This window comes from Streptosporangium sp. NPDC023825 (assembly GCF_040639575.1).
Lineage (GTDB): Bacteria > Actinomycetota > Actinomycetes > Streptosporangiales > Streptosporangiaceae > Streptosporangium.
In genome coordinates this window covers 153,067-174,850 of the sequence record NZ_JBFAAE010000010.1, presented here as the reverse complement: position 1 = coordinate 174,850, position 21,784 = coordinate 153,067, and the positions used below count along the sequence as shown (strand labels likewise).

Here is a 21,784-nt window from a genome sequence, read left to right as displayed (position 1 = left end):
GGCGCGATCCCGGTTTGCCCTGAGCACTCACGGATTCTCCCCTTCCCCGTTCTCACCGGTCTCCACCTGCGGCTCGGCGCCTTCCTCGGTCGCCGGGTTCTCCCCGGTCTCCAGTGCCTCCGCATTACGGGCCAGCGCCACGACGCTGTCCCCCTCCGCCAGATTCATCAGCCGAACCCCCATCGTCTGGCGGCCAGACTGCTTGATCTCCCCGGCACTCGTCCGGATAACCCCTCCGGCGGACGTGATCGCGAAAACCTCGTCCTCGGGTCTGACCATGACCGCGCCAACCAGCTTGCCACGAGCGCTGACGATCTTGGCGGTCAGGACTCCCTTTCCACCTCTTCCCTGAAGAGGGTACTGATCCACGGGAGTGCGCTTGGCGTATCCGCCCTCGGTGGCGATGAGCACGTTGTCGCCGTCGGCGATCCGGTTCATCGCCAGGAGCTCGTCGCCGTCGAGGAAGCGCATGCCGATCACACCGCTGGTCGCCCTGCCCATCGGGCGCATGGCCTCGTCGGAGGCCGTGAAGCGGATGGACTGGGCGCCACGCGAGACGAGGAGGAGGTCGTCGTCCTCCGACACCAGCCTGGCGGCGATCACCTCGTCATCTTCTCGCAAATTGATCGCGATGAGACCACCCGTGCGCGGCGAGTCGTACTCGGAAAGGCGCGTCTTCTTCACCAGGCCGCTGCGGGTGGCCAGCACCAGGTACGGGGCGACCTCGTAGTCGCGCAGGTCGAGGACCTCCATCACGACCTCGTCCGGCTGCATGGCCAGCAGGTTCGCCAGGTGCTGCCCGCGCGCGTCGCGGCCGGAGTCGGGCAGCTCGTACGCCTTGACCCGGTAGACGCGGCCCTTGTTCGTGAAGAACAGCAGCCAGTGGTGCGTCGTGGTGACGAAGAAGTGGTCGACGATGTCGTCCTGGCGCAGCTGCGCGCCCCGCACGCCCTTGCCGCCGCGCTTCTGCGCCCGGTAAAGATCCGTGTTGGTTCGCTTGGCGTAGCCGCCGCGGGTGATCGTGACGACCATGTCCTCCTCGGCGAGGAGGTCCTCGATCGACATGTCGCCCTCGTAGGCGATGATCTCGGTCTTGCGCTCGTCGCCGTACCGGCCGGTGAGCTCCGTGAGCTCGTCCTGGACGATCGTGCGCTGCCGCTCGGGCGAGGCGAGGATCGCCTGGTACTCGGTGATCTGCGCCATCAGCGAGTCGTGCTCGTCGGTGATCTGCTGGCGCTCCAGGGCGGCCAGCTTGCGCAGCTGCATGTCGAGGATGGCCTGCGCCTGGATCTCGTCGATCTCCAGCAGCGTCATCAGGCCGCCCTGCGCCGCGGACGCCGAGGGCGACTGCCGGATCAGGGCGATGACCTCGTCCATCCGCTCCAGGGCCTTGAGCAGCGCGCGCAGGATGTGCGCCCGCTCCTCGGCCTTGCGCAGCAGGTATCGGGTCCTGCGGACCACGACCTCGATCTGGTGCGCCACGTAGTGGCGGACGAACTGGTCGAGCCTGAGCGTTCGCGGCACCCCGTCGACCAGGGCGAGCATGTTGGCGCCGAAGGTGGTCTGCAGCTGGGTGTGCTTGAAGAGGTTGTTCAGCACGACCTTGGCGACCGCGTCGCGCTTGAGCACGATCACCAGGCGCTGGCCGACGCGCGAGGAGCTCTCGTCGCGGACGTCGGCGATGCCGCTGATCCGGCCGTCCTTGACCGCCTCGGCGATGGTCAGCGCGAGGTTGTCCGGGTTGACCTGGTACGGGAGTTCGGTGACGACCAGGCACTGGCGGCCCTTGGCGTCCTCCTCGACCTCGACGATCGCCCGCATGGTGATCGAGCCGCGCCCGGTGCGGTACGCGTCGTCGATGCCGCGGCGGCCGACGATCAGCGCGCCGGTGGGGAAGTCGGGCCCCTTGACCCGGGCGATCAGCGCCTCGAGGAGTTCCTCGTCGTCGGCGTCGGGGTTCTGCAGGCACCAGACGATGCCGCCGGCCACCTCCCGCAGGTTGTGCGGCGGGATGTTGGTGGCCATGCCGACCGCGATGCCCGCCGCCCCGTTGACCAGCAGGTTGGGGAAGCGCGAGGGCAGGACGAGGGGCTCCTGGGAGCGCCCGTCGTAGTTGGGGACGAGATCGACGGTGTCCTTGTCGATGTCGCGCAGCATCTCCATCGCGATGGGCGCGAGCTTGCACTCGGTGTAGCGCATCGCGGCCGGCGGGTCGTTGCCCGGCGAGCCGAAGTTGCCCTGACCGTCGACCAGCGTGTAGCGCAGCGACCAGGGCTGGGCCATCCGCACCACGGTGGCGTAGATCGACGCGTCGCCGTGCGGGTGGTAGGAGCCCATGACGTCACCGACGACGCGGGAGCACTTGAAGTAGCCGCGGTCGGGCCGGTAGCCGCCGTCGTACATGGCGTACAGCACGCGGCGGTGCACCGGCTTGAGGCCGTCGCGGACGTCCGGCAGCGCGCGCGAGACGATGACCGACATCGCGTAGTCCATGTAGCTGCGCTGCATCTCGGACTGGATGTCGACCGGCTCGACGCGGTCGGTCGGAGGGCCGGGCGGAGTGTTGACTTCCGTCACAGGTCAAGATCCTTTTCTGGTACGGCTACCGCTACACGTCGAGGAAACGGACGTCCCGGGCGTTCCTGATGATGAAGGAGCGGCGGGCTTCGACGTCCTCACCCATGAGCACGCTGAACAGCTCGTCGGCCTGGGCCGCGTCGTCGAGGGTGACCTGGAGGAGAAGGCGGGTGTCCGGGTTCATGGTCGTCTCCCAGAGCTGGGCGGCGTTCATCTCGCCCAGACCCTTGAAGCGCTGCACGTTGTCGCGCGGCCGGGGGTCGGGCTTGCCCGCGTCGATGCCCGCCTGGATGACCGCGTCGCGCTCGCGGTCGGAGTAGGCGTAGGAGGCGTCCTCGCCCTTCCGGTCCCACTTGATCTTGTAGAGGGGCGGCTGGGAGAGGTAGACGTGCCCGGCCTCGATCAGCGGCCGCATGAAGCGGAACAGCAGGGTCAGCAGCAGCGTGGTGATGTGCTGGCCGTCGACGTCGGCGTCCGCCATCAGGATGAGCTTGTGGTAGCGGAGCTTGGCGATGTCGAACTCGTCGTGCACGCCCGTGCCCATGGCGGTGATCAGCGCCTGGACCTCGTTGTTCTGCAGGACCTTGTCGATCCGGGCCTTCTCGACGTTGAGGATCTTGCCGCGGATCGGGAGGATCGCCTGGAACTTGGAGTCGCGGCCGCCCTTGGCGGAGCCGCCCGCCGAGTCACCCTCGACGATGTACAGCTCGCACTTCTCCGGGTCGCTCCACTGGCAGTCGGCCAGCTTGCCCGGCAGCCCCGAGCCCGACTCCAGCAGCGACTTGCGCCGGGTCAGGTCGCGGGCCTGGCGGGCCGCGAGGCGGGCGCGGGAGGCCTGCAGGGACTTCGTGATGATGTCCTTGGCCTCGCCGGGGTTGCGCTCGAACCAGTCGCGCAGGTGGTCGTTGCACGCCTTCTGGACGAACGACTTGGCCTCGGTGTTGCCCAGCTTGGTCTTGGTCTGGCCCTCGAACTGCGGGTCGGTCAGCTTCACCGAGATGATCGCGGTGAGTCCCTCGCGGATGTCCTCTCCGGCGAGGTTGTCGTCCTTGCCCTCCTTGAGGAACTTCTGCTCGCGCGCGTAGCGGTTGACGATGGACGTCAGCGCCGCCCGGAAGCCCTCCTCGTGGGTGCCGCCCTCGGCCGTGTTGATCGTGTTGGCGAAGGTGTAGACGGACTCGCTGTAGGAGTTGTTCCACTGCATCGCGATCTCGACGGCGATGCCCTCGCCCTGCTCCTCGAAGTCGATCACCGAGAGGTGGGCCGGCTCCTTCTTGGAGTTGAGGTGCTTGACGAAGTCGGACAGGCCGCCCTCGTAGTGGAAGGTGGCCTCCCTGGGCTCGCCCTCCTCGCCCTCGGCGAAGTCGGGGCGCTCGTCCCTGATGGAGATCGTCAGGCCCTTGTTGAGGAAGGCCATCTCCTGGAAGCGGCGCGCGAGGGTCTCGAAGTGCCAGGTCGTGGTCTCGAAGATGGTCTCGTCGGCCCAGAAGGTGATCGAGGTGCCGGTCTCGTCGGCCTTCTCGCCCTTGGCCAGCGGGGCGGTGGGCCTGCTCTCGACGTAACTCTGGCGCCAGTGGTGGCCCTCGGTGCGGATCTCCACGTCGAGCTTGCTGGACAGCGCGTTGACGACGGAGACGCCCACGCCGTGCAGGCCTCCGGAGACCGCGTACGACTTGTCGTCGAACTTGCCGCCCGCGTGCAGCACGGTCAGGACGACCTCGACCGCGGGACGGTTCTCGCCGGGGACGTTCCCGACGGGGATGCCGCGGCCGTTGTCGACGACCCGCACGCCGTTGTCGGCGAGCAGGGTGACCTCGATCCGGTCGGCGTGTCCCGCCAGCGCCTCGTCGACGGAGTTGTCCACGACCTCGTAGACGAGGTGGTGCAGACCGCGCTCGCCGGTGGAGCCGATGTACATGCCGGGGCGCTTACGGACCGCCTCAAGCCCTTCGAGAACGGTGATTGAGCTAGCGTCGTAGGACAAGTGCGAAATCCTCCTGCCGCGGACACGCGGCAGGGAGACAACATGTAGCCCCGCCGTGCCCGTCACCGTCGTGAATGCCCCGATGCGTTCACCCAGGGGAGCCGGCATGCGCGCCGGGGGTGACACGCAAACGGACGTGTCCGGAATTCGATTTCATTCTAGCGGCTCAGAGCACATCATGTGGCATTGACGGCCTCTGGAATGGCCTGTCGCGCGACGATCATCGTCTTGGACATCCCCCTACGGGGACGGGGTTCGCCCCGTCAGAAAGGCCGCTGATCCGTTTTCGAGCCTCGGATCAGCCGTACGTGTCGCCCGGACCGCGGCTTCCGGTGACGCGCAGGCCACCGCTGGAGCGGGGACCGTTCTGCGGTCCACGAACTTTTACCTTTTGCACCGTTCCGTCCCCGAGCTCCTCGTTCAACCTCCTGACGAGCGTCCTCGCCAGCAACCGCACCTGGGTGGCCCAGGCGGTGGAGTCGGCGACCACCACGACCTCACCGTCGGCGAAGGTCTCCGGCTTGGTGTGGGCCGCCATGTCGGCGCCGACGATCTCGTGCCAGCGACCGAAAACCCCGCCGATCGCGGCGGGCTGCTCCCAACCGCGATCGGACAGCAGGTCGGCGATGGCCCTGCCGAAGAGCTGGGGATCACCGGAGTCCCTGCGCGCCCCCGACGCCCTGCGCCGCGGCTCGCGGCGGGGGAGCTGTCCCCGCCTGGCGGCGTCCGACTTGGCCTGGGCCAGCTTCTCCCTGGCCATCGCGGCCCCCTTGGCGGCCGCGCTCCTCGCCGATCCGGCGGCGGCGCCGTCCACCCCCGCACCACCCGTACCACTCGGCGCGGGTGCCGCGCCGTCAGGGGCGGCCGGGTCCGGCGAACGGGGGTCGGGCCCGCCCCGCTCCTGACCACCTCGCGCGGCGCCGCGCCGTCTCGGCTCCGGGGCCCGCGGCACGGGCACCGGTCCGCCCTCTCCACCGTCATCGGACACGGGCCACGCCCCCCTCGGTCACGTCGAAACGGCTCCCGGCCAGCTCCCCCGGCACGTCGTCGGGGACCGCGGCGGTGATCAGCACCTGCTCCGCGGGGGCGACCATCTCGGCCAGGCGGCGCCTGCGCCTGTTGTCCAGCTCGGCGAAGACGTCGTCCAGGATCAGGACCGGGTCGCCCCCGTCGGCCCTGAGCAGGTCGTAGGCGGCCAGCCTGAGCGCCAGCGCGAACGACCACGACTCGCCGTGGCTGGCGTAGCCGCGCGCCGGCAGCTCGCCCAGGCCGAGGAACAGGTCGTCGCGGTGCGGTCCGACGAGGGTGACGCCGCGTTCGAGCTCGGAGGCGCGGACCTCCAGCAGGCAGGCCCGCAGCCGCTCCGCCAGCTCGGCGCGGTCGGTCCCGGCGTCCGGGGGCAGGGTGCCGCGGTACTCCAGCCCCGCCGGGGCGGAGCCGGGCGCGAGCGAGGCGTACGAGGCGGCGACCAGCGGGCGCAGCGTCTCGACGAGCTCCAGCCTGGCCGCGAGCAGCTCGGCGCCGTGCGTCGCCAGGTGGGCGTCCCAGACCTCCAGGGTGCTGAGCGGGTCTCCCGCCCCCGCCTCGGCGAACGCGGCGTCGCTCTCGGCCCGCCGCGCGCTCCGGCTCCGTCCGGAGCCCCGCCGGGCCTGCGCGGCGGTGCGCAGCAGGGCTCCGCGCTGCTTGAGCACCCGGTCGTAGTCGGCGCGCACCCCCGCGAACCTGGGCGTCCTGGCCACCAGGAGGTCGTCGAGGAACCGGCGCCGCTCGGAGGGGTCGCCCTTGACCATCGCGAGGTCCTCAGGGGCGAACAGGACCGTGCGCAGCAGGCCGACGACGTCGCGGGGGCGGGAGACGGGCGAGCGGTTCAGCCTGGCCCGGTTGGCCCTGCCCGGGTTGATCTCCAGCTCGATCAGCGCGCGCCGGTCGTCGCGCACCACCGACGAGCGGACGATCGCCCGCGCCGCGCCCTGCCGGACCAGCGGCCCGTCGTTGGCGACCCGGTGGCTGGCCTGCGTCGCCACGTATCCCAGCGCCTCGACCAGGTTGGTCTTTCCCATGCCGTTGGGCCCGACGAAGGCCGTGACCCCCGGCTCCATGCCGAGGTCGACGGTTTCGTAGGACCGGAAGTCGGTCAGGGAGAGATGGGCGACATGCACCCCAGGAAGATTAGTCGGCCCCGTCCGTCCCCGGGGCCCCCGCGTCCGTACGGCTCGCGCCCTGTGGAAAAGGTATGGCGCGAGCCGCGCGGGGACGGCGGGTCAGCCGGCCGTCTCGACCGGCGGGGTGACGTCGGCGCCGGGAGAGTCGGCGCCCTTCTCGGCCGCGCCCGCCTTGGAGGTGACCGCGTGGCCGCCGAACTGGTTGCGCAGGGCCGCGACGACCTTCATCGCCGGCGAGTCTTCCTGGCGGGAGGCGAACCTGGCGTACAGGGCGGCGGTGATGACCGGCAGCGGGACCGCGTGCTCGACGGCGGCCTGCACCGCCCAGCGGCCCTCGCCCGAGTCCTGCGCGTAGCCCTCCAGCTCCGCCAGGGACGGGTCCTCGTCGAGCGCGCGGACCATCAGGTCGAGCAGCCAGGAGCGGATGACCGTGCCCTGCCGCCAGCTCTTGAAGGAGCCGGCCACGTCGGTCACGATGTCGGAGGCCTCGAGCAGCTCCCAGCCCTCGGCGAAGGCCTGCATCATGCCGTACTCGATGCCGTTGTGGACCATCTTGGCGAAGTGACCGGCGCCGACCGTGCCGGCGTGCACGAAACCGTCCTCGCCCTCGGGCTTGAGGGTCTCGAAGATCGGCATCACCCGCTCGACGTCGGCCTTCTCGCCGCCGACCATGAGCGCGTAGCCGTTCTGCAGCCCCCAGACGCCGCCGCTCACGCCGCAGTCGACGAAGCCGACACCCTTGGCGGCGAGCTCGGCGCCGTGCTTCTGGTCGTCGACGTAGTGCGAGTTGCCGCCGTCGACGAGGATGTCGCCGGGTGACAGCAGGCCGCCGAGCGCCTCGACCGTCGCCCGGGTCGGGTCGCCGGAGGGCACCATGACCCACACGGTGCGCGGCGCCTGGAGCCGCTCCACCAGCTCCTCGAGGCCGGAGACGTCGCTGACCGCGGGATCGCGGTCGTACCCGACGACGTCGTGGCCGCCGCGGCGCAGGCGCTCAGCCATGTTGCCGCCCATCTTGCCCAGCCCGACCATGCCGATCTGCATACGAGACCCCCTTCAGGGTTTCATCATTCACCTACGCCAGACGTGCCCGCGCAAGCCTTACCAACTCGGCGTTCCCGCCGACGGGGTCACCCACAGGGCTGTGGAGGACGTCCTCCAGGCCGATGCGCGTGGCGAGTCCAGACTGCCCCGCCTCGTCCAGGAGAATCCAGGCGGGGTCCCCTTCACCGTGGAGCAGTCGCGGACCGGGGACGCCCAGCTCGGCGAGGCGGTCCAGGACGGCGCGCGCCCGGGAGACGGCGGTCCCCGCGGGGCCGCCGAGGATCTCAACGAGCACCCGCACACAGTCCAGGCCGGTCGCGGCGAGCGCGTCGGCGTCGTCCACGGACCAGACCCCGGCCTCCACCCCCACCCCGAGCCGTCGCAGATCATGCCACAGGCCCTCGAAGCCGGGTTCGGAGAGGTTCACCGAGGCGAAGTCCGGCAGCCCGCCGGGGGCGAGCGCGGCCCAGCCGCGGACGGCGTCGCGCCGCGCGTCCACATCCCCGCCGGTTATCCACAGGCCGGTGCTCACCCCCACGGGGAGGCCGGGGCAGGCCTCGCGCACGGCCCGTACGGCCGCCCCGACGTGGGCGGCGCTGAGCGACTCGCTGCCCGCCTCGTCGCGCGGATGAAGGTGAACGGCGTCCGCACCCGCCCCACGCGCCTCACGGGCCGCCTCAGCGAGCTCCAGGGGGGTCAGGGGGAGGGCCGGGTGGTCGCCGGGCCTCCTGGCGCCGTTCAGGCACGCCTTGAGCCACGTGGCCTCCCCCCGCCGCACCGCCGTCCCGCCGCGCGCCTCGGCGCCTCCGCCCGCCGCCGTTCTCGGCGCGGGATCACTTCCGGGACCCGCCGGGGGATTCACCTCGGGATCCACCGGGTGATCCCCCGCGCCGGGCCGTCGCGGGGCCTCCATCAGCTGGACAGGCGGATGGGCATGATCAGGTAGCGGTAGTCGGGAACACCGCCGTCGTCGGCGGGCTTGCCGCCGGTGAGGATGGCGGGCTTGGTGGACGTCGTCATCTGCAGGCGGGCCACGTCGGAGTCGATCGCGCCAAGCCCCTCGAGCAGGAACTGGTGGTTGAAGGCGATGTTGATGTCGTCGCCCTCGAAGTCGACGGGGAGAACCTCGACCGCCTGCGCCTCGTCGCCGCTGCCCGCCTCCAGGACGACCTCGTCGCCGCGGAAGGCCAGCCGTACGGGCGTGTTGCGCTCGGCGACCAGGGCCACGCGCTTGACGGCCTCGACGAAGGCGGCCGTCGGCAGCTCCGCGCGGGCGGAGAACTCCGTCGGCAGCAGCGAGCGGTACTTGGGGAACTCGGGGTCGAGCAGCCGGGTGGTGGTGCGGCGTCCCGCGCTGGAGAAGCCGATCATGCCCTCACCGGTGCCGCCGGCGGAGCTCATCGCGATCTCGACCTCGGCGCCGGTGCCGCCCAGGGCCTTGGCCGTGTCGGCGAGGGTCCTGCCCGGGATCATCGCGATCGCCGAGAAGTCCGGCTGGCCCGGCTGCCACTTCAGCTCCCGTACGGCGAGGCGGTAGCGGTCGGTCGCCGCGAGCGTGACCGTGTCGCCCTCGATCTCCACGCGCACGCCGGTGAGCATCGGCAGGGTGTCGTCCTTGCCCGCGGCCACCGCGACCTGGCCCACGGCCGAGGCGAACACGTCGCTGCCCACCCGGCCGGCGGCCGGGGGCATGGTCGGCAGGGAGGGGTAGTCCTCCACAGGCATGGTCAGGAGTGTGAACCGGGCGCTGCCGCAGGTGACGACCGCCTTGGCTCCCTCCACCACGAAATCCACAGGCTGCGCGGGAAGCGCCCTGGTGATCTCGGCCAGAAGCCTGCCGGAGACGAGCACCACGCCCGCCTCGCCCGTCTGCAGCTCGAGGGTCACCTCGGCGGAGACCTCGTAGTCGAAGCCCGACAGCTTGAGCTGCCCGCTCTCCGTGACCTCAAGACGCATGCCGGCCAGCACCGGCACGGAGGGACGCGCCGGCAGGCTGCGCGCCGTCCATGCGACCGCCTCAGCGAGCACGTCTCGGTCGACCCGGAACATCACGTGGATCCGCCTCCTGTGTGTCGAGCGCCATCCGCTCGGTGCCTGGGGTTCAAGTGTTCACTGTCGCGCACCTGCGCTCCCTCGGAACCCCTCTTATGGCTCTTGGGTTTCCTAGTTAGAGATACAAGTGGCCTTCGTATTAGGGGCTGTGGATACTGTGGAAAGCCATTGTTTCCGCAGGTCAAGTGCTGTTTTTTCATCCACTGGGGCTGTGGGTGGGGACTGTGGACAACTCTTGGGGCTGGGGAGAACCCCGGAGTACACACAGGCCGTCCCCAGATTCGGTGCCCTCTGTCCCCAAGTTTTCCACGAGGTTTCCCCAGGTTATCCACGGGGTAGGAGGTCGTTTTGTCCTTGTGGAAAACTCTCCCCACAGGGCGTCCCCAGGTTATCCACGAGTTGTCCCCAGGTTGTCCCCAAGTTCTCCCCAGGGTTGTCCACATGCGCCGAACAACGTTCGGACCAGCGGGTTTCCGGATGATCATGGTTCGACGCCCCGGAGCCTCCCGGTCCCCCGCGAACCGTTGATCCACAAGGTTTTCCACAGCCTGTGCATCACGGGGTGAAAAACCTCATCATCCATTGCGGGACTGCTGCTTGATCCGGGTCGTCAGCTCGTTGACCTGGTTGTAGATCGAGCGTCGCTCGGCCATCAGGGAGCGGATCTTGCGGTCGGCGTGCATGACCGTGGTGTGGTCGCGGCCGCCGAACTGCTGGCCGATCTTCGGCAGCGACATGTCGGTCAGCTCCCTGCACAGATACATGGCGATCTGGCGGGCGGTCACCAGCACCCGCGAGCGTGACCCGCCGCACAGGTCGTCGATCGACAGCCCGAAGTACGCGGCGGTGGACGCCATGATCGTGGCGACGGTGATCTCCGAGCCCGCGTCCTCGGTGATGAGGTCCTTGAGCACGACCTCGGTGAGCTGCAGGTCCACCGACTGCCGGTTCAGGCTCGCGAACGCGGTCACCCTGATCAGGGCGCCCTCCAGCTCGCGGATGTTGGTCGAGATGCGGCTCGCGATGTACTCGAGCACCTCGGGCGGCGCGGCCAGGCCCTCCTGGATCGCCTTCTTGCGCAGGATCGCGATCCGGGTCTCCAGCTCGGGCGGCTGGACGTCGGTGATCAGTCCCCACTCGAACCGGTTGCGCAGCCGGTCCTCCAGCGTGACCAGCTGTTTCGGCGCCCGGTCGCTGGAGATGACGATCTGCTTGTTGGAGTTGTGCAGCGTGTTGAAGGTGTGGAAGAACTCCTCCTGCGTCTGCTCCTTGCCCTCCAGGAACTGGATGTCGTCCACCAGCAGGATGTCCACGGCCCGGTAGCGGCCCCGGAAGTTGTCGGCCTTGTGGTCGCGGATGGAGTTGATGAAGTCGTTGGTGAACTCCTCCGAGCTCACGTATCTCACCCGCGCGCCGTCGTACAGGCTCTGCGCGTAGTGACCGATCGCGTGCAGCAGGTGGGTCTTGCCCAGACCCGAGTCACCGTAGATGAACAGGGGGTTGTACGCCTTGGCCGGCGCCTCGGCCACCGCGACCGCCGCCGCGTGCGCGAACCGGTTGCTGGAGCCGATCACGAAGGTGTCGAAGGTGTACTTCGGGTTCAGCCGGGCCGGCTCCCCCTGGGTGCGGCTCCCGCGGCCGTCCCACCTGTTCTGCACGCCGCCGGCGCCGCCCGCGGCGGGCACGGGAGGCGCGCCGCGGTCGAAGGAGTCGGGCTCGGACCGCGGTGGTGACGGCTGCGGGGTGTAGCCGCGGCCGTATCCGGGGCTCTGCTCTCCCTGCGCGGGCGTCTGCGAGGGCTCCGCGGGCAGGTACGGCTGGGGGGACTCCTCGCCCTGCTGGTACGGGTAGGAGAACGGCTGGGCCTGTGGATAGTCGGTGGACGGCTGCGCGGCCTGGTTGCCCCCCGGATAGGGGTGCTGGAGCCCGGAACCCCCGTGGTGCTGGGGCGGAGCGGGCTGTGCATAACCCTGCCGGTCCCCGCCGGCCTGTGCATAACCCTGCGGCTGGGCCTGGGGATAAGCGTCCTGGCGGGGGGTGAGCCCGGACTCGGGGCCCGCCGCGCTGGGGTCGACCATGACCGCCACCCGCATCGGGCGGCCGAACTCCTGGGAGAGCGCCTGGCTGATGAGCGGACGAAGCTTGTTCTCCAGGACATCTCTGGCGAAATCCGTGGGCGCGGCGAGCACCACGGTGTCGTTCATGAGGCCGAAGGGCCGGGTCATGTTGAGCCAGACCCGCTGCTGGGACGGGACGTTCTCGTTCAGGGAGTTCTCAAGAGCCCTCGCCCAGACCGCGCTGAGGTCCGTTCCGTCCATGGTCCGGCTCCCCTCCTCCCGACGCGGCCCCGCTGGCCCACCGCGATCTGTTTATCCACAATGGTGGCCGCCGGGCGCACCGGATCTCGTCGTTGTCCACATGCCGGGAGTCCCGTGGCGTCTTCGTGGGCGCCATACGAAATCCACATCGAATCCACAGGCTGTGCACAGCCCGTTACCTGCGGCCCGACGCGTCCTCGCAGCGGAGAGAGGGTCTGGAAGGGCCGACAGTAGCCCTGTCCACAGCTGTGTACAAGACGTTGTCCACAGCCTAGTGGCGTACGGAGGGGACGGAGCGCACATCCTGTGGACGGCGAGGCGCCGGTGGATAACGTGCCTGTGGAAACGTGGATAACCTGTGTGTGCGTGCTTCGGAACACTCTCCGGTTTGACCTGGGACACGCCTGACCCGTAACGTACGACGGTCGGCTTGCCACGCGGCGGCTATTTCGCATGCCCCGCATCCGGCAAGCCAGCCACTGTCGAGCGTCCCCATGTGCTGGGGATGCGTCTTGAGCCTGGAGCCCACTCGTGAGCAAGCGTACTTTCCAGCCGAACAACCGCCGTCGTGCGAAGACCCACGGCTTCCGGCTCCGCATGCGCACCCGCGCCGGCCGCGCCATCCTTGCCGCTCGCCGTCGCAAGGGCCGCGCCGAGATCTCCGCCTGACGCATCCGTTGCGCCCGGTTCGCCGGGCCTAGGCAGTAGCGCCCGTCGCCCGCCGGCATCGCTGCCGGCGGGCGACGGGCGTACCTGCCCAGGGTCACCAAGATCTCTCGTGCTGCCGTCCGGGTCCCGCATGCGCCGGGGCGACGAGTTCGCCGGCGCGGTCAGAAGGGGAAGCCGAGCAGGCCGTCCCACCCTGGTCGCGCACCTTGGCATGCGCTCTGACAGGGACACTCCCCCCCTGGTCGGATTCGTGGTGAGTCGTGCCGTAGGAGGCGCGGTCATCAGAAATCGGGTTAAACGTCAGTTGAGACACCTCATGCGAGACCGTCTCGACCGGCTTCCGAGAGGTAGCCTGCTGGTGGTACGCGCCAATCCACCGGCCGCGTCCGCGCGAAGCGAGCGCATCGCCGCCGAACTCGACGTCGCGCTGGATCGTTTACTCAGGCGGCTGGAGCCCCCTGGGGCTCGCATGGATGGGCGATGATGACGGCGCAGCAGACCGCTGGAATTTCTCCGGCTGCCAGGATCCTGATGGCTCCGATCCGGTTCTACCGGTCCTTCGTGAGTCCTCTGCTGGGTCCCCGTTGCCGCTTCCACCCCTCGTGCAGTGCCTACGGCCTCGAGGCCGTGGCCGTTCACGGCGCGCTGCGCGGCACATGGTTGACGATCCGGAGAATCGGGCGTTGCCACCCATTCCATCCCGGAGGCTTTGACCCGGTGCCCCCGCGCCCGGGCCGGTCCGACGAAACGCAAGGGAGCTAGCTCGGTGGAGCTGTCCTGGCTGAACTGGCTGTACACAGCCGTCGCCCATGTAATCACCTGGATTCACCAGGGCTACAGCACCTTCATCCCGAAGGACAGCGGGCTCAACTGGGCGCTGACCATCATCACGCTCACCGTGCTGATGCGGCTGCTGATCTTCCCGCTCTTCCTCAAGCAGATGCGCTCGTCGAAGAAGATGCAGGAGCTGGCGCCCAAGGTCCAGGAGATCCGCAAGCGCTACAAGAACGACAAACAGCGCATGAACCAGGAGGTCATGGCGCTGTACCAGGGACAGGGGGCCAACCCGCTGGGTGGCTGCCTCCCGATCCTGGCGCAGTTCCCGATCTTCATCTCGATGTTCACCGTGCTGCAGGCCATGGCCGCGGGCCATGCCAAGTTCGGGATGTCACAGGGGCTCGTCGACAGCGCCCGGGCCGCGCACATCTTCGGCGCGCCCATCCCCGCGACGTTCTTCACGAGCTCGGCCGACATCATCAAGCTGGACGCCGACCCGATCGTCACCAAGGTCGTGCTGGCCATCTTCGTGGCGGTCAGCTCGCTGACGACCTTCCTGACCGTCCGGCAGAGCGTGACCCGCTCGATCGCCCAGATGCCGGACAACCCGATGGCGCAGCAGCAGAAGATCCTGATGTACGTCTCGCCGCTGTTCGCGATCTTCTCGCTGAACTTCCCTCTCGGCCTGATCCTCTACTGGGTCACCACGAACGTCTGGACCCTCGGCCAGCAGCACTGGTTCTACAGCCGTAACCCCTCGCCGGTGGTCGACGCCAAGGGCAACGTCACGACTCCCGAGCCCAAGCCGAGCCTGCTGAGCAAGGTCAAGAAGACCGCCCCCGAGCCCGAGGCGCCGCCCGTGCCGGAGGCCAAGGTGATCCGACAGCAGCCCACCCGCCAGCCCCGCAGCAAGCGGACCGGTAGCAAGAAGTCCTGACGTCTCATCCCGACAGCACGAAGGAGTGGCCGGACGTGACCGAGGCCGAGGCCGAGAAGGAGCCCGCGAAGACGGCTCCCGATCTCGCCGCCCTGGAGCAGGAAGGCGAGATCGCGGCGGACTACGTCGAGGGTCTGCTCGACATCGCCGACATCGACGGTGACATCGACATGGATGTCGAAGGTGATCGCGCCGTGGTGTCGGTCGTCGACATCAAGGGCGGCGACCTGGTCGGCCCCAACGGCGAGGTGCTGGAGGCCATCCAGGAGCTGACCCGCCTCGCGGTCCACCGCCAGACGGGTGAGCGCTCGCGCCTGATGCTCGACATCGGCGGCTACCGCGACCGCCGCCGGAGCGAGCTGAGCGAGCTCGGCACCAAGATCGCGGCGGACGTCAAAAGGAACGGTGAGCCCAAGTCGCTGCAGCCGATGACCCCGTTCGAGCGGAAGATCGTGCATGACGCCGTCGCGGCGGCGGGCCTGCGGAGCGAGTCCGAGGGCGAGGAGCCCCGCCGGTTCGTGGTGGTGCTTCCCGTTTAGCGCCTCTTGGCGACGGCGTGGGCCGGCGCCGGCCGCCGCCCCCGGTTCCCCGGGGACGGCGGCCTTTTTCGTGCCCCGCTTTCGTGGCCCGCTTTGCGGGACTTTTTCGTGGCCCGTCTTGCGGCCCGTCTTGGTGGCTCGCTTTCGTGGCCCGCGCCGTGGGGACACCGTCCGGGCCGCCGCCGTCCCGGGGACCTTTGCCGGTGTGTCCCGGGATCCTTGTGTGTCCCGAAATCATGCTTCGCGGCGCCCGGGAAGGCCGTGGCCTCCCGCCACCCGACCCGTCCGGTACCGCCGCACGCCCTCGCACGGCACCGTGTCCCGCGCCTGCGGCGGCGTCCCCACCCCGTGCTGTACGACGGCGCCGAAGCGGGCCGTTAGCCTTGAGACCGGCCTGACCCCGAATTTTTGAGGGAAGAGTGAGCATCGAGTGAGTGACCAGATCCCCGAACCGCCCGAGGTCGCGCGCGAGGTGTTCACCGGCGACGCCTGGGCCAGAGCGGAGGCCTTCGCGGAGCTGCTGGCCGGTCCCGGGGTGGTGCGTGGGCTGCTCGGCCCGCGGGAGGTGCCGCGCATCTGGGACCGCCACCTGCTCAACTGCGCGGTGATCTCCGAGGCCGTGCCCGCCGGCGTGCGCCTGGTCGACATCGGTTCCGGTGCCGGCCTGCCGGGCCTGGTCCTGGCGATCGTACGGCCCGACATCACCGTCACCCTCCTGGAGCCGCTCCTTCGCCGGACGGTCTTCCTGGAGGAGTGCGTGGAGTCGCTGAAACTCGACAACGTCGAGGTACTGCGCGGCCGGGCCGAGGAGTTCGCGGGCAGGCGGGAGTTCGACGTCGCCTCCGCCCGGGCGGTGGCGCCGCTCGACCGTCTGCTGAAATGGTCGCTGCCCCTGCTGCGCGAGGGTGGTGAGCTGCTGGCCATGAAGGGGGAGCGTGCCGCCGAGGAATTGGCGGACGCCGAGCCGCAATTGCGGGCGAGTGGGGTGCAAACCGCCGAGCTTACATCGGTCGGGCACGGTAAGGTCGAGCCGCCCGCAACTCTCATCCGAGTGGTCGCCGGTCGGGCTCCCGAAGGAGCGCGGAAGGCCTCTCGCCGGAAGGATCGTGCCTCGCGAGGCAGGTAAGCGCGAGGTCACCAGGTAAACCGAGCAAAGCGAGTACGAGGCCAGTGAACGACCGTTCGAGTGCGATCGCCAGCGCGAGGAGCGGTCTCGGCTGGCCCGAGGTTCCCGCCGCTCTGCCCCATGGACGCCTTTCCGGTCTGGGCTGGCCGGCAGCGGCACCCGGTGCCGTAGTCAGGCCGGTTGAAAGGAAGACGACCGTGACCCAGACCCCCCTTAATCCCGGCGACTCGCCGCTGGTACGAGAGGCACTCAGCTCAGTGGTTTCACGTGAAACATCGGCCCAGAAGACCGCCGCTCCCGGAGGTTCCACCGGGGTCCGGGACGGTGACTGGCCCCGCCCTTCCAAGACCCGGATCTTCACCGTCGCCAACCAGAAGGGCGGCGTCGGCAAGACCACCACGTCGGTCAACCTGGCGGCGGCGCTGTCCATGCACGGCCAGCGGGTCCTCGTGGTCGACCTCGACCCCCAGGGAAACGCCTCGACGGCCCTGGCCGTCGAGCACCGCGGTGACGTGCCGGACATGTACAAGGTGCTCGTGGAGGACCTGCCGCTCGCGGAGGTCGTGAAGGAGGTCCCGGACATGCCGGGCCTCTACTGCGCCCCCGCCACGATCGATCTGGCCGGCGCCGAGATCGAGCTGGTCTCCATGGTCGCCCGCGAGGCCCGCCTGCAGCGCGCGCTGGCCGCGTACGACGCCGTCGAGTTCGACTACATCCTCATCGACTGCCCTCCCTCGCTCGGCCTGCTGACGGTCAACGCGCTGATGGCCGCGAACGAGCTGCTGATCCCCATCCAGTGCGAGTACTACGCGCTGGAAGGTCTCGGCCAGCTGCTGAGGAACGTGGATCTGGTCCGCGCCCACCTGAACCCCACGCTCGACCTCTCCACCATCCTCATGACGATGTACGACGGGCGCACCCGCCTCGCCTCGCAGGTCGCCGACGAGGTTCGCTCCCACTTCGGGGCGACGGTGCTGAGCACGCTGATCCCCCGAAGCGTGCGTGTCTCCGAGGCTCCGAGCTACGGTCAGTCGGTCATGACGTACGATCCGGGCTCCAGTGGTGCGATGGCGTACATGGACGCCGCCCGCGAGATCGCTTACCGCGGTGCGGCCGTATGAGCACCGGGAACCCCGCGGCCGCGGTCGCGGGTACGTCAGTGAGGGCGACACCTTGAGTCTCGGGAGGGGCAGTGAGTAAGCAGCCGAGAGGGCTGGGCAGGGGACTGGGGGCGCTCATCCCCACGGGTCCGGCCGTCGTCGCGGAGCCGCCCGCGTCGATGACCGCGACCATGGTCGCTCCCGAGCCGGTGGTGGTGCCCGAACAGCCCGGTCCCGCGCCGGTCGCGGGCGCCTACTTCCTTGAGATCCCCGTCGACGACATCGTGCCCAACCCGCGCCAGCCCCGCGATGTCTTCGACGAGGAGGCCCTGCAGGAGCTGGCCGCCTCGATCAGCGAGGTCGGCCTGCTCCAGCCGGTCGTGGTGCGGGCCACGGGTGAGGGACGCTACGAGCTGGTCATGGGCGAGCGCCGCTGGCGCGCCTCCAGGCTCGCCGGGCTCTCCGAGATCCCCGCGATCGTGCGGAACACCCAGGAGGACAAGCTCCTGCTCGACGCGCTCATCGAGAACCTCCAGCGCGAGCAGCTCAACGCCCTGGAGGAGGCGGCGGCCTACCAGCAGTTGCTCGACGACTTCGGCGCGACCCACGAGCAGCTCGCCACCAGGATCGGCCGTTCCCGCTCGCACGTGACCAACACGCTGCGCCTGCTGAAGCTGCCGCCGGGGGTGCAGCTCAGCGTCGCGGCCGGGACGATCAGCGCGGGCCACGCCCGGGCACTGCTCCGGCTGGACGACCCCGCGGCCCAGGAGCATCTCGCCCGCCGGATCGTGGCCGAGCTCCTCTCGGTCCGCGCGGTCGAGGAGATCGTGGCCGTGGGTGACGCCAAGGCCGCCCCGGCGCCGGCTCCGCGTGCTCCCCGGCCCAAGCCCGACGAGGAGCCCGCCCTCCGGCATCTGGCCGACCGGCTCTCCGACCGCTTCGAGACCCGGGTGAAGGTCGACTTCGGCCGTCGCAAGGGACGCATCGTGGTGGAGTTCGCGACCATCGACGATCTGGAGCGCATCATCGGCACGATGGCTCCGGGCTCGCTGCAGGCGATGGAAGGATGATCGAACCGGCTCTGGAAGCCCGGGAAGGCGAGCCCGTGGCGCACCCGCCGGGCCGGTGAATCTCCCCCGAGGCCCCTTCCGGGATGGCTGCCTTCCGGGCTGACCCCGGCGGCCGACCTTCCCGGACGGTTCCCCGACGACGAACGGCCTCCCTGTTTCACGTGAAACAGGGAGGCCGTTCGCGTTCTCCGCGGCTTGCGTGTCCCGGTCTCTCCCATGTGCCCGGTGGATCCTGTGCCTGGCCGCTCCTGTGTGGTCGGTCGCTTCCATGGCCCGGCCGCCCCTGTGTGCTCGATCGTTCCTGTGTCCGGCAGCTTCCGTGTGTTCTGGTCGTTCCCATGGTCCAGCCGCTCCCGTGTGCTCGGCCGCTCCCGTGTGCTCGGTCGTTATCCTCGGCTCCCTCTGATTCGGCAGGTTCGACCGACCCCTGATTCGGCAGGTTCGACCGACCCCACCCTCTGCTTCCGCCGGTCTCGCTCGCCTTCCCGTGGCTGCTTCCCGCTCATTCACAGCCCTTCCCCGCACTCGGCCTTTCCCCATGCCCGCTTCTCTGCCGTCCGCGCCCTGCCGCCCTTCGCCTCCAGGCGCTCGGTCCTTCCTTCTCCTCCGTTCACCGCCCTGTGCTCGCCGTACGGCGTTGCGGTGATCGACTGGACCTCTGCCCTCATGGCGCGTCCAACGCGTGCGCATGCGCGGTTCCAGGGGCGTGGGGCCCGCTTCGGCGAGACCGTCGCGCGTGGAGTGCCGCACCCCAGCCGGAGGCCTTCGTGGGGCCGGCCGGCCGGCGACATCTCGCGGTCGTCTCGTCGGGTGATCCGCTGCTGTCCTCACGGAGGAGGCGTCGTTTCACGTGAAACACGAAGCGGTGGGATGTGCGCGCCGGTCCCCGGCAGGGCACGGGTTCATCGATGAGGGAAATCGGGGAACGACGGGAGAGGCGGAGGCTCTCGCCTACGAAGAACGACCGGGTCCCTCACCCACGAAGGAACGACCGGGATCTTGACGTAGGGGAAAGAGAAGTAGGGGGAGAAAGGCGGTCCGGAGACGGCGGGGGGTGTTTCACGTGAAACAGTCACCGCCTCCGGAGCCGGCCGTTTTACGTGAAACAGGCGTCGTTCAGGAGCCGAGGTTCTCCTGAACGACGAGGCGGATGTCGGCGACGAAGGCGTCGACGTGCTCGGGGGTGGTGTCAAAGGCGGTCACCCAGCGGACCACGTTCTCGGCCGCGTCCCAGACGTGGAAGAGGTAGCGCTGCTGCAGTTCCGCGATGGCCTTCTCAGGGAGAGCCGGGAAGACGGCGTTGGACTGCACGGGGTAGCGCAGGGAGACGCCCGGGAGACCGGCGATGCCGTCGGCCAGACGGTGGGCCATGGCGTTGGCGTGAGCGGCGTTCTCGCGCCAGAGGTCGTCGGTGAGGAGAGCGGTCAGCTGGGCGGAGACGAAGCGCATCTTGGAAGCGAGCTGCATCCCCTGCTTGCGCAGGAACAGCGCCGGGGCGTCCAGCTCCGGGCGGAGGATCACGAGCGCCTCGGCGCCCATGGCACCGTTCTTGGTGCCCCCGAAGCTGAGCAGATCCACACCCGCGTCCGTGGTGAGGGAGCGGAGCGAGCAGCCGAGCTCGGCCGCCGCGTTGGCCAGCCGAGCGCCGTCCATGTGCAGGAAGAGACCGTGCGCGTGCGCGAACTCCGCGAGCTCGGCGATCTCGTCGGCGGTGTAGCAGGTGCCGCACTCGGTCACCTGGGAGATGGAGATGACCCTGGGCTGGGAGTGGTGCTCGTCCCCCAGCGCGGACAGCTGGCCGCGGACGTCGTCCACGGAGATCTTGCCGTCTCCGGTGGGAAGGGTGACCAGCTTGGCGCCCAGCACGCGTTCCGCGGCACCGCACTCGCTGGTGCTGATGTGGGCGGTGGCCGGGCAGAGCACCGCGTCGTACGCCCGCAGCACGAGTCCGAGGCCCACCACGTTGGCGCCGGTGCCGTTGAACATCGGGTAGGCGGTCGCGTGGGCGCCGAACTCGGCGCGGAAGGCGTTCTCCATCGCGGTGGTCCAGGCGTCCCCGCCGTAGGCGAGGGCGTCTCCGGTGTTCGCTTCGAGGATGGCGGTGAGAACCGCAGGATGCACGCCCGCGTGGTTGTCGCTGGCGAAGCTCTTGGGAAATGGGGTGGAGGTCAGCACACGGCCAGCGTAGGGGGAGGCCCGGCCCGCCCACCGCCCAGGTCCGCCGGCCCGGCCCGCGCCCGTGGCAGGGTTCACGCGGGGGAGCCGGGAGAGCGGGAGCCGGGAGAGCGGGAGAGAGGTCAGGCGCCGCGGGCGGCGGCCTGTTCCAGGAGAACGCGGCAGAGGGTGCCGAGGTCCTCCCCTGCGGCCTCCGCGGCCATGGGGAGGAGGGACGTCTCGGTCATGCCCGGGGCGACGTTCACTTCGAGGAAGTAGGGCAGGCCGTCCGCGTCGACGATCAGGTCCGTACGGGAGATGTCCCTGAGGCCGAGGGCGGTGTGCGCGGTCACGGCCATCTCGGCGCAGGCGGCCGACGCCTCGGGCGACAGGCGTGCCGGGGCGAAGAACTCGGTGTGCCCGGCGGTGTAGCGGGCCGCGTAGTCGTACACGCCCTCGTTGGCGACGATCTCCACGGGGGGCAGTGCCACCGGCCCGCTCCCGAGGTCGACCACGGAGACGGCGACCTCGACCCCTTCGACGCAGCGCTCGATCAGCGCGGTGTCGCCGTAGGCGAAGCAGCCGACCATGGCGGCGGGGAACTCCTCGGCGCTGCGGACGATCGACGCGCCGAGCGCCGAGCCGCCGCGGGACGGCTTGACGAACAGGGGAAGGCCGAGGCGGTCCACGATGCGGGCCAGCACCGCGGAGGCGCCGAGGTCGTGGAAGGTCTCCTTGGGCAGCGTCACCGACTCGGGGGTGCGCAACCCGACGGAGCGGACGACGGTCTTGGCGGTGGGCTTGTCGTAGGCGACCCGGCAGGCGTCGGGGCCGGCGCCGACGTACGGGACGGAGAGGAGTTCGAGAACCGAGCGGATGGCGCCGTCCTCGCCCGCCCCGCCGTGCAGGGTGACGAAGACCGCGTCCGGCGGGTCCGCGAGCACGGCGGGAACCAGTGACGCGTCGGTGTCGCGGGTCTCCACGGAGACGCCCGCGCCGCGCAGCACCTCGCTCACCCGGCGGCCGGAACGCAGCGAGACCTCCCGCTCGTAGGAGAGCCCGCCCGCCAGGACGAGCACATGGCCCAGGTCACTCATCCGACATACCTCTCGTCAAGGCCCGCTCCGAGCCTGTCCTGTCGCTCTCGTCACGCGCGGTCCGGCTGTTCCGGCGAACCGGATCGATCACCGCGCACCGGCGCAGGAAGTCACCGTACGGTACCGGCGGGGAGGAGCTCATGCCGGAGGTGCCCCGTGGCGCGGAGCACCCCCGGAG

At 69.8% G+C, this 21,784-nt stretch carries 19 protein-coding genes; 8 read left to right on the top strand and 11 right to left on the bottom strand.

Annotated features, from left to right (window positions below):
* Nucleotides 1-27: 27 nt before the first annotated feature.
* From gyrA to dnaA, 8 genes are all read right to left on the bottom strand, one after another.
* Nucleotides 28-2,577, bottom strand: a complete 2,550-nt coding sequence (gene gyrA / locus AB0G15_RS12550) for a DNA gyrase subunit A (RefSeq protein ID WP_362838080.1) — start codon at nucleotides 2,575-2,577, stop codon at nucleotides 28-30.
* A 31-nt stretch (nucleotides 2,578-2,608) separates the two neighbouring features.
* The gene (gyrB, locus tag AB0G15_RS12545) at nucleotides 2,609-4,561 is read right to left on the bottom strand and encodes a DNA topoisomerase (ATP-hydrolyzing) subunit B (protein WP_362838078.1); all 1,953 of its coding nucleotides are present in this window, start codon (nucleotides 4,559-4,561) and stop codon (nucleotides 2,609-2,611) included.
* 298 nt (nucleotides 4,562-4,859) lie between these two features.
* Nucleotides 4,860-5,375: a DciA family protein gene (locus AB0G15_RS12540; protein WP_362838075.1), complete on the bottom strand. Its 516-nt coding sequence runs from the start codon at nucleotides 5,373-5,375 to the stop codon at nucleotides 4,860-4,862.
* Between the two features lie 163 nt (nucleotides 5,376-5,538).
* On the bottom strand, nucleotides 5,539-6,720 hold the full coding sequence (gene recF / locus AB0G15_RS12535; protein ID WP_362838073.1) for a DNA replication/repair protein RecF: 1,182 nt from the start codon (nucleotides 6,718-6,720) through the stop codon (nucleotides 5,539-5,541).
* Between the two features lie 102 nt (nucleotides 6,721-6,822).
* Nucleotides 6,823-7,767, bottom strand: a complete 945-nt coding sequence (gnd, locus tag AB0G15_RS12530; RefSeq protein ID WP_362838070.1) for a phosphogluconate dehydrogenase (NAD(+)-dependent, decarboxylating) — start codon at nucleotides 7,765-7,767, stop codon at nucleotides 6,823-6,825.
* A 31-nt stretch (nucleotides 7,768-7,798) separates the two neighbouring features.
* Nucleotides 7,799-8,641, bottom strand: coding sequence for a 3-keto-5-aminohexanoate cleavage protein (locus AB0G15_RS12525; protein ID WP_362838067.1), 843 nt, complete (start codon nucleotides 8,639-8,641; stop codon nucleotides 7,799-7,801).
* A gap of 38 nt (nucleotides 8,642-8,679) precedes the next feature.
* On the bottom strand, nucleotides 8,680-9,819 hold the full coding sequence (gene dnaN / locus AB0G15_RS12520) for a DNA polymerase III subunit beta (RefSeq protein ID WP_362838064.1): 1,140 nt from the start codon (nucleotides 9,817-9,819) through the stop codon (nucleotides 8,680-8,682).
* A gap of 575 nt (nucleotides 9,820-10,394) precedes the next feature.
* Nucleotides 10,395-12,137: a chromosomal replication initiator protein DnaA gene (dnaA, locus tag AB0G15_RS12515; RefSeq protein ID WP_362838061.1), complete on the bottom strand. Its 1,743-nt coding sequence runs from the start codon at nucleotides 12,135-12,137 to the stop codon at nucleotides 10,395-10,397.
* A 531-nt stretch (nucleotides 12,138-12,668) separates the two neighbouring features.
* On the opposite strand from dnaA, the gene rpmH reads away from it, so the two are divergent.
* The 8 genes from rpmH to AB0G15_RS12475 all read left to right on the top strand — a co-directional run bounded on the left by rpmH (nucleotide 12,669) and on the right by AB0G15_RS12475 (nucleotide 18,355).
* The gene (gene rpmH / locus AB0G15_RS12510; protein WP_329088117.1) at nucleotides 12,669-12,806 is read left to right on the top strand and encodes a 50S ribosomal protein L34; all 138 of its coding nucleotides are present in this window, start codon (nucleotides 12,669-12,671) and stop codon (nucleotides 12,804-12,806) included.
* 109 nt (nucleotides 12,807-12,915) lie between these two features.
* Complete coding sequence (rnpA, locus tag AB0G15_RS12505; protein ID WP_350968641.1) at nucleotides 12,916-13,290, top strand: ribonuclease P protein component; 375 nt, start codon at nucleotides 12,916-12,918, stop codon at nucleotides 13,288-13,290.
* On the top strand, nucleotides 13,290-13,568 hold the full coding sequence (gene yidD / locus AB0G15_RS12500) for a membrane protein insertion efficiency factor YidD (RefSeq protein WP_344893437.1): 279 nt from the start codon (nucleotides 13,290-13,292) through the stop codon (nucleotides 13,566-13,568). Before rnpA ends, yidD begins: the two co-directional genes overlap by 1 nt.
* 4 nt (nucleotides 13,569-13,572) lie before the next feature.
* Nucleotides 13,573-14,520, top strand: a complete 948-nt coding sequence (gene yidC / locus AB0G15_RS12495) for a membrane protein insertase YidC (protein ID WP_362838059.1) — start codon at nucleotides 13,573-13,575, stop codon at nucleotides 14,518-14,520.
* Nucleotides 14,521-14,555: 35 nt separating this feature from the next.
* On the top strand, nucleotides 14,556-15,059 hold the full coding sequence (locus AB0G15_RS12490; protein WP_344744242.1) for a R3H domain-containing nucleic acid-binding protein: 504 nt from the start codon (nucleotides 14,556-14,558) through the stop codon (nucleotides 15,057-15,059).
* 430 nt (nucleotides 15,060-15,489) lie between these two features.
* Complete coding sequence (gene rsmG, locus AB0G15_RS12485; RefSeq protein ID WP_362688208.1) at nucleotides 15,490-16,185, top strand: 16S rRNA (guanine(527)-N(7))-methyltransferase RsmG; 696 nt, start codon at nucleotides 15,490-15,492, stop codon at nucleotides 16,183-16,185.
* 257 nt (nucleotides 16,186-16,442) lie between these two features.
* Nucleotides 16,443-17,306, top strand: a complete 864-nt coding sequence (locus AB0G15_RS12480) for a ParA family protein (RefSeq protein ID WP_362838056.1) — start codon at nucleotides 16,443-16,445, stop codon at nucleotides 17,304-17,306.
* Nucleotides 17,307-17,377: 71 nt separating this feature from the next.
* Entirely contained in the window at nucleotides 17,378-18,355 is a 978-nt protein-coding gene (locus AB0G15_RS12475; RefSeq protein ID WP_362838054.1) for a ParB/RepB/Spo0J family partition protein, read from the top strand.
* A 506-nt stretch (nucleotides 18,356-18,861) separates the two neighbouring features.
* On the opposite strand, the gene AB0G15_RS12470 is transcribed toward AB0G15_RS12475, so the two are convergent.
* The 3 genes from AB0G15_RS12470 to AB0G15_RS12460 all read right to left on the bottom strand — a co-directional run bounded on the left by AB0G15_RS12470 (nucleotide 18,862) and on the right by AB0G15_RS12460 (nucleotide 21,606).
* Nucleotides 18,862-19,023 carry a hypothetical protein gene (locus AB0G15_RS12470; RefSeq protein WP_362838051.1) on the bottom strand — a complete coding sequence of 54 codons (162 nt, stop codon included), beginning with the start codon at nucleotides 19,021-19,023 and terminating at the stop codon, nucleotides 18,862-18,864.
* A 448-nt stretch (nucleotides 19,024-19,471) separates the two neighbouring features.
* A complete protein-coding gene (locus AB0G15_RS12465) occupies nucleotides 19,472-20,530 on the bottom strand; it encodes a beta-eliminating lyase-related protein (protein ID WP_362838048.1) in 1,059 nt (352 codons plus the stop codon).
* Nucleotides 20,531-20,652: 122 nt separating this feature from the next.
* Complete coding sequence (locus AB0G15_RS12460) at nucleotides 20,653-21,606, bottom strand: D-alanine--D-alanine ligase (protein ID WP_362838045.1); 954 nt, start codon at nucleotides 21,604-21,606, stop codon at nucleotides 20,653-20,655.
* Nucleotides 21,607-21,784 lie beyond the last annotated feature (178 nt).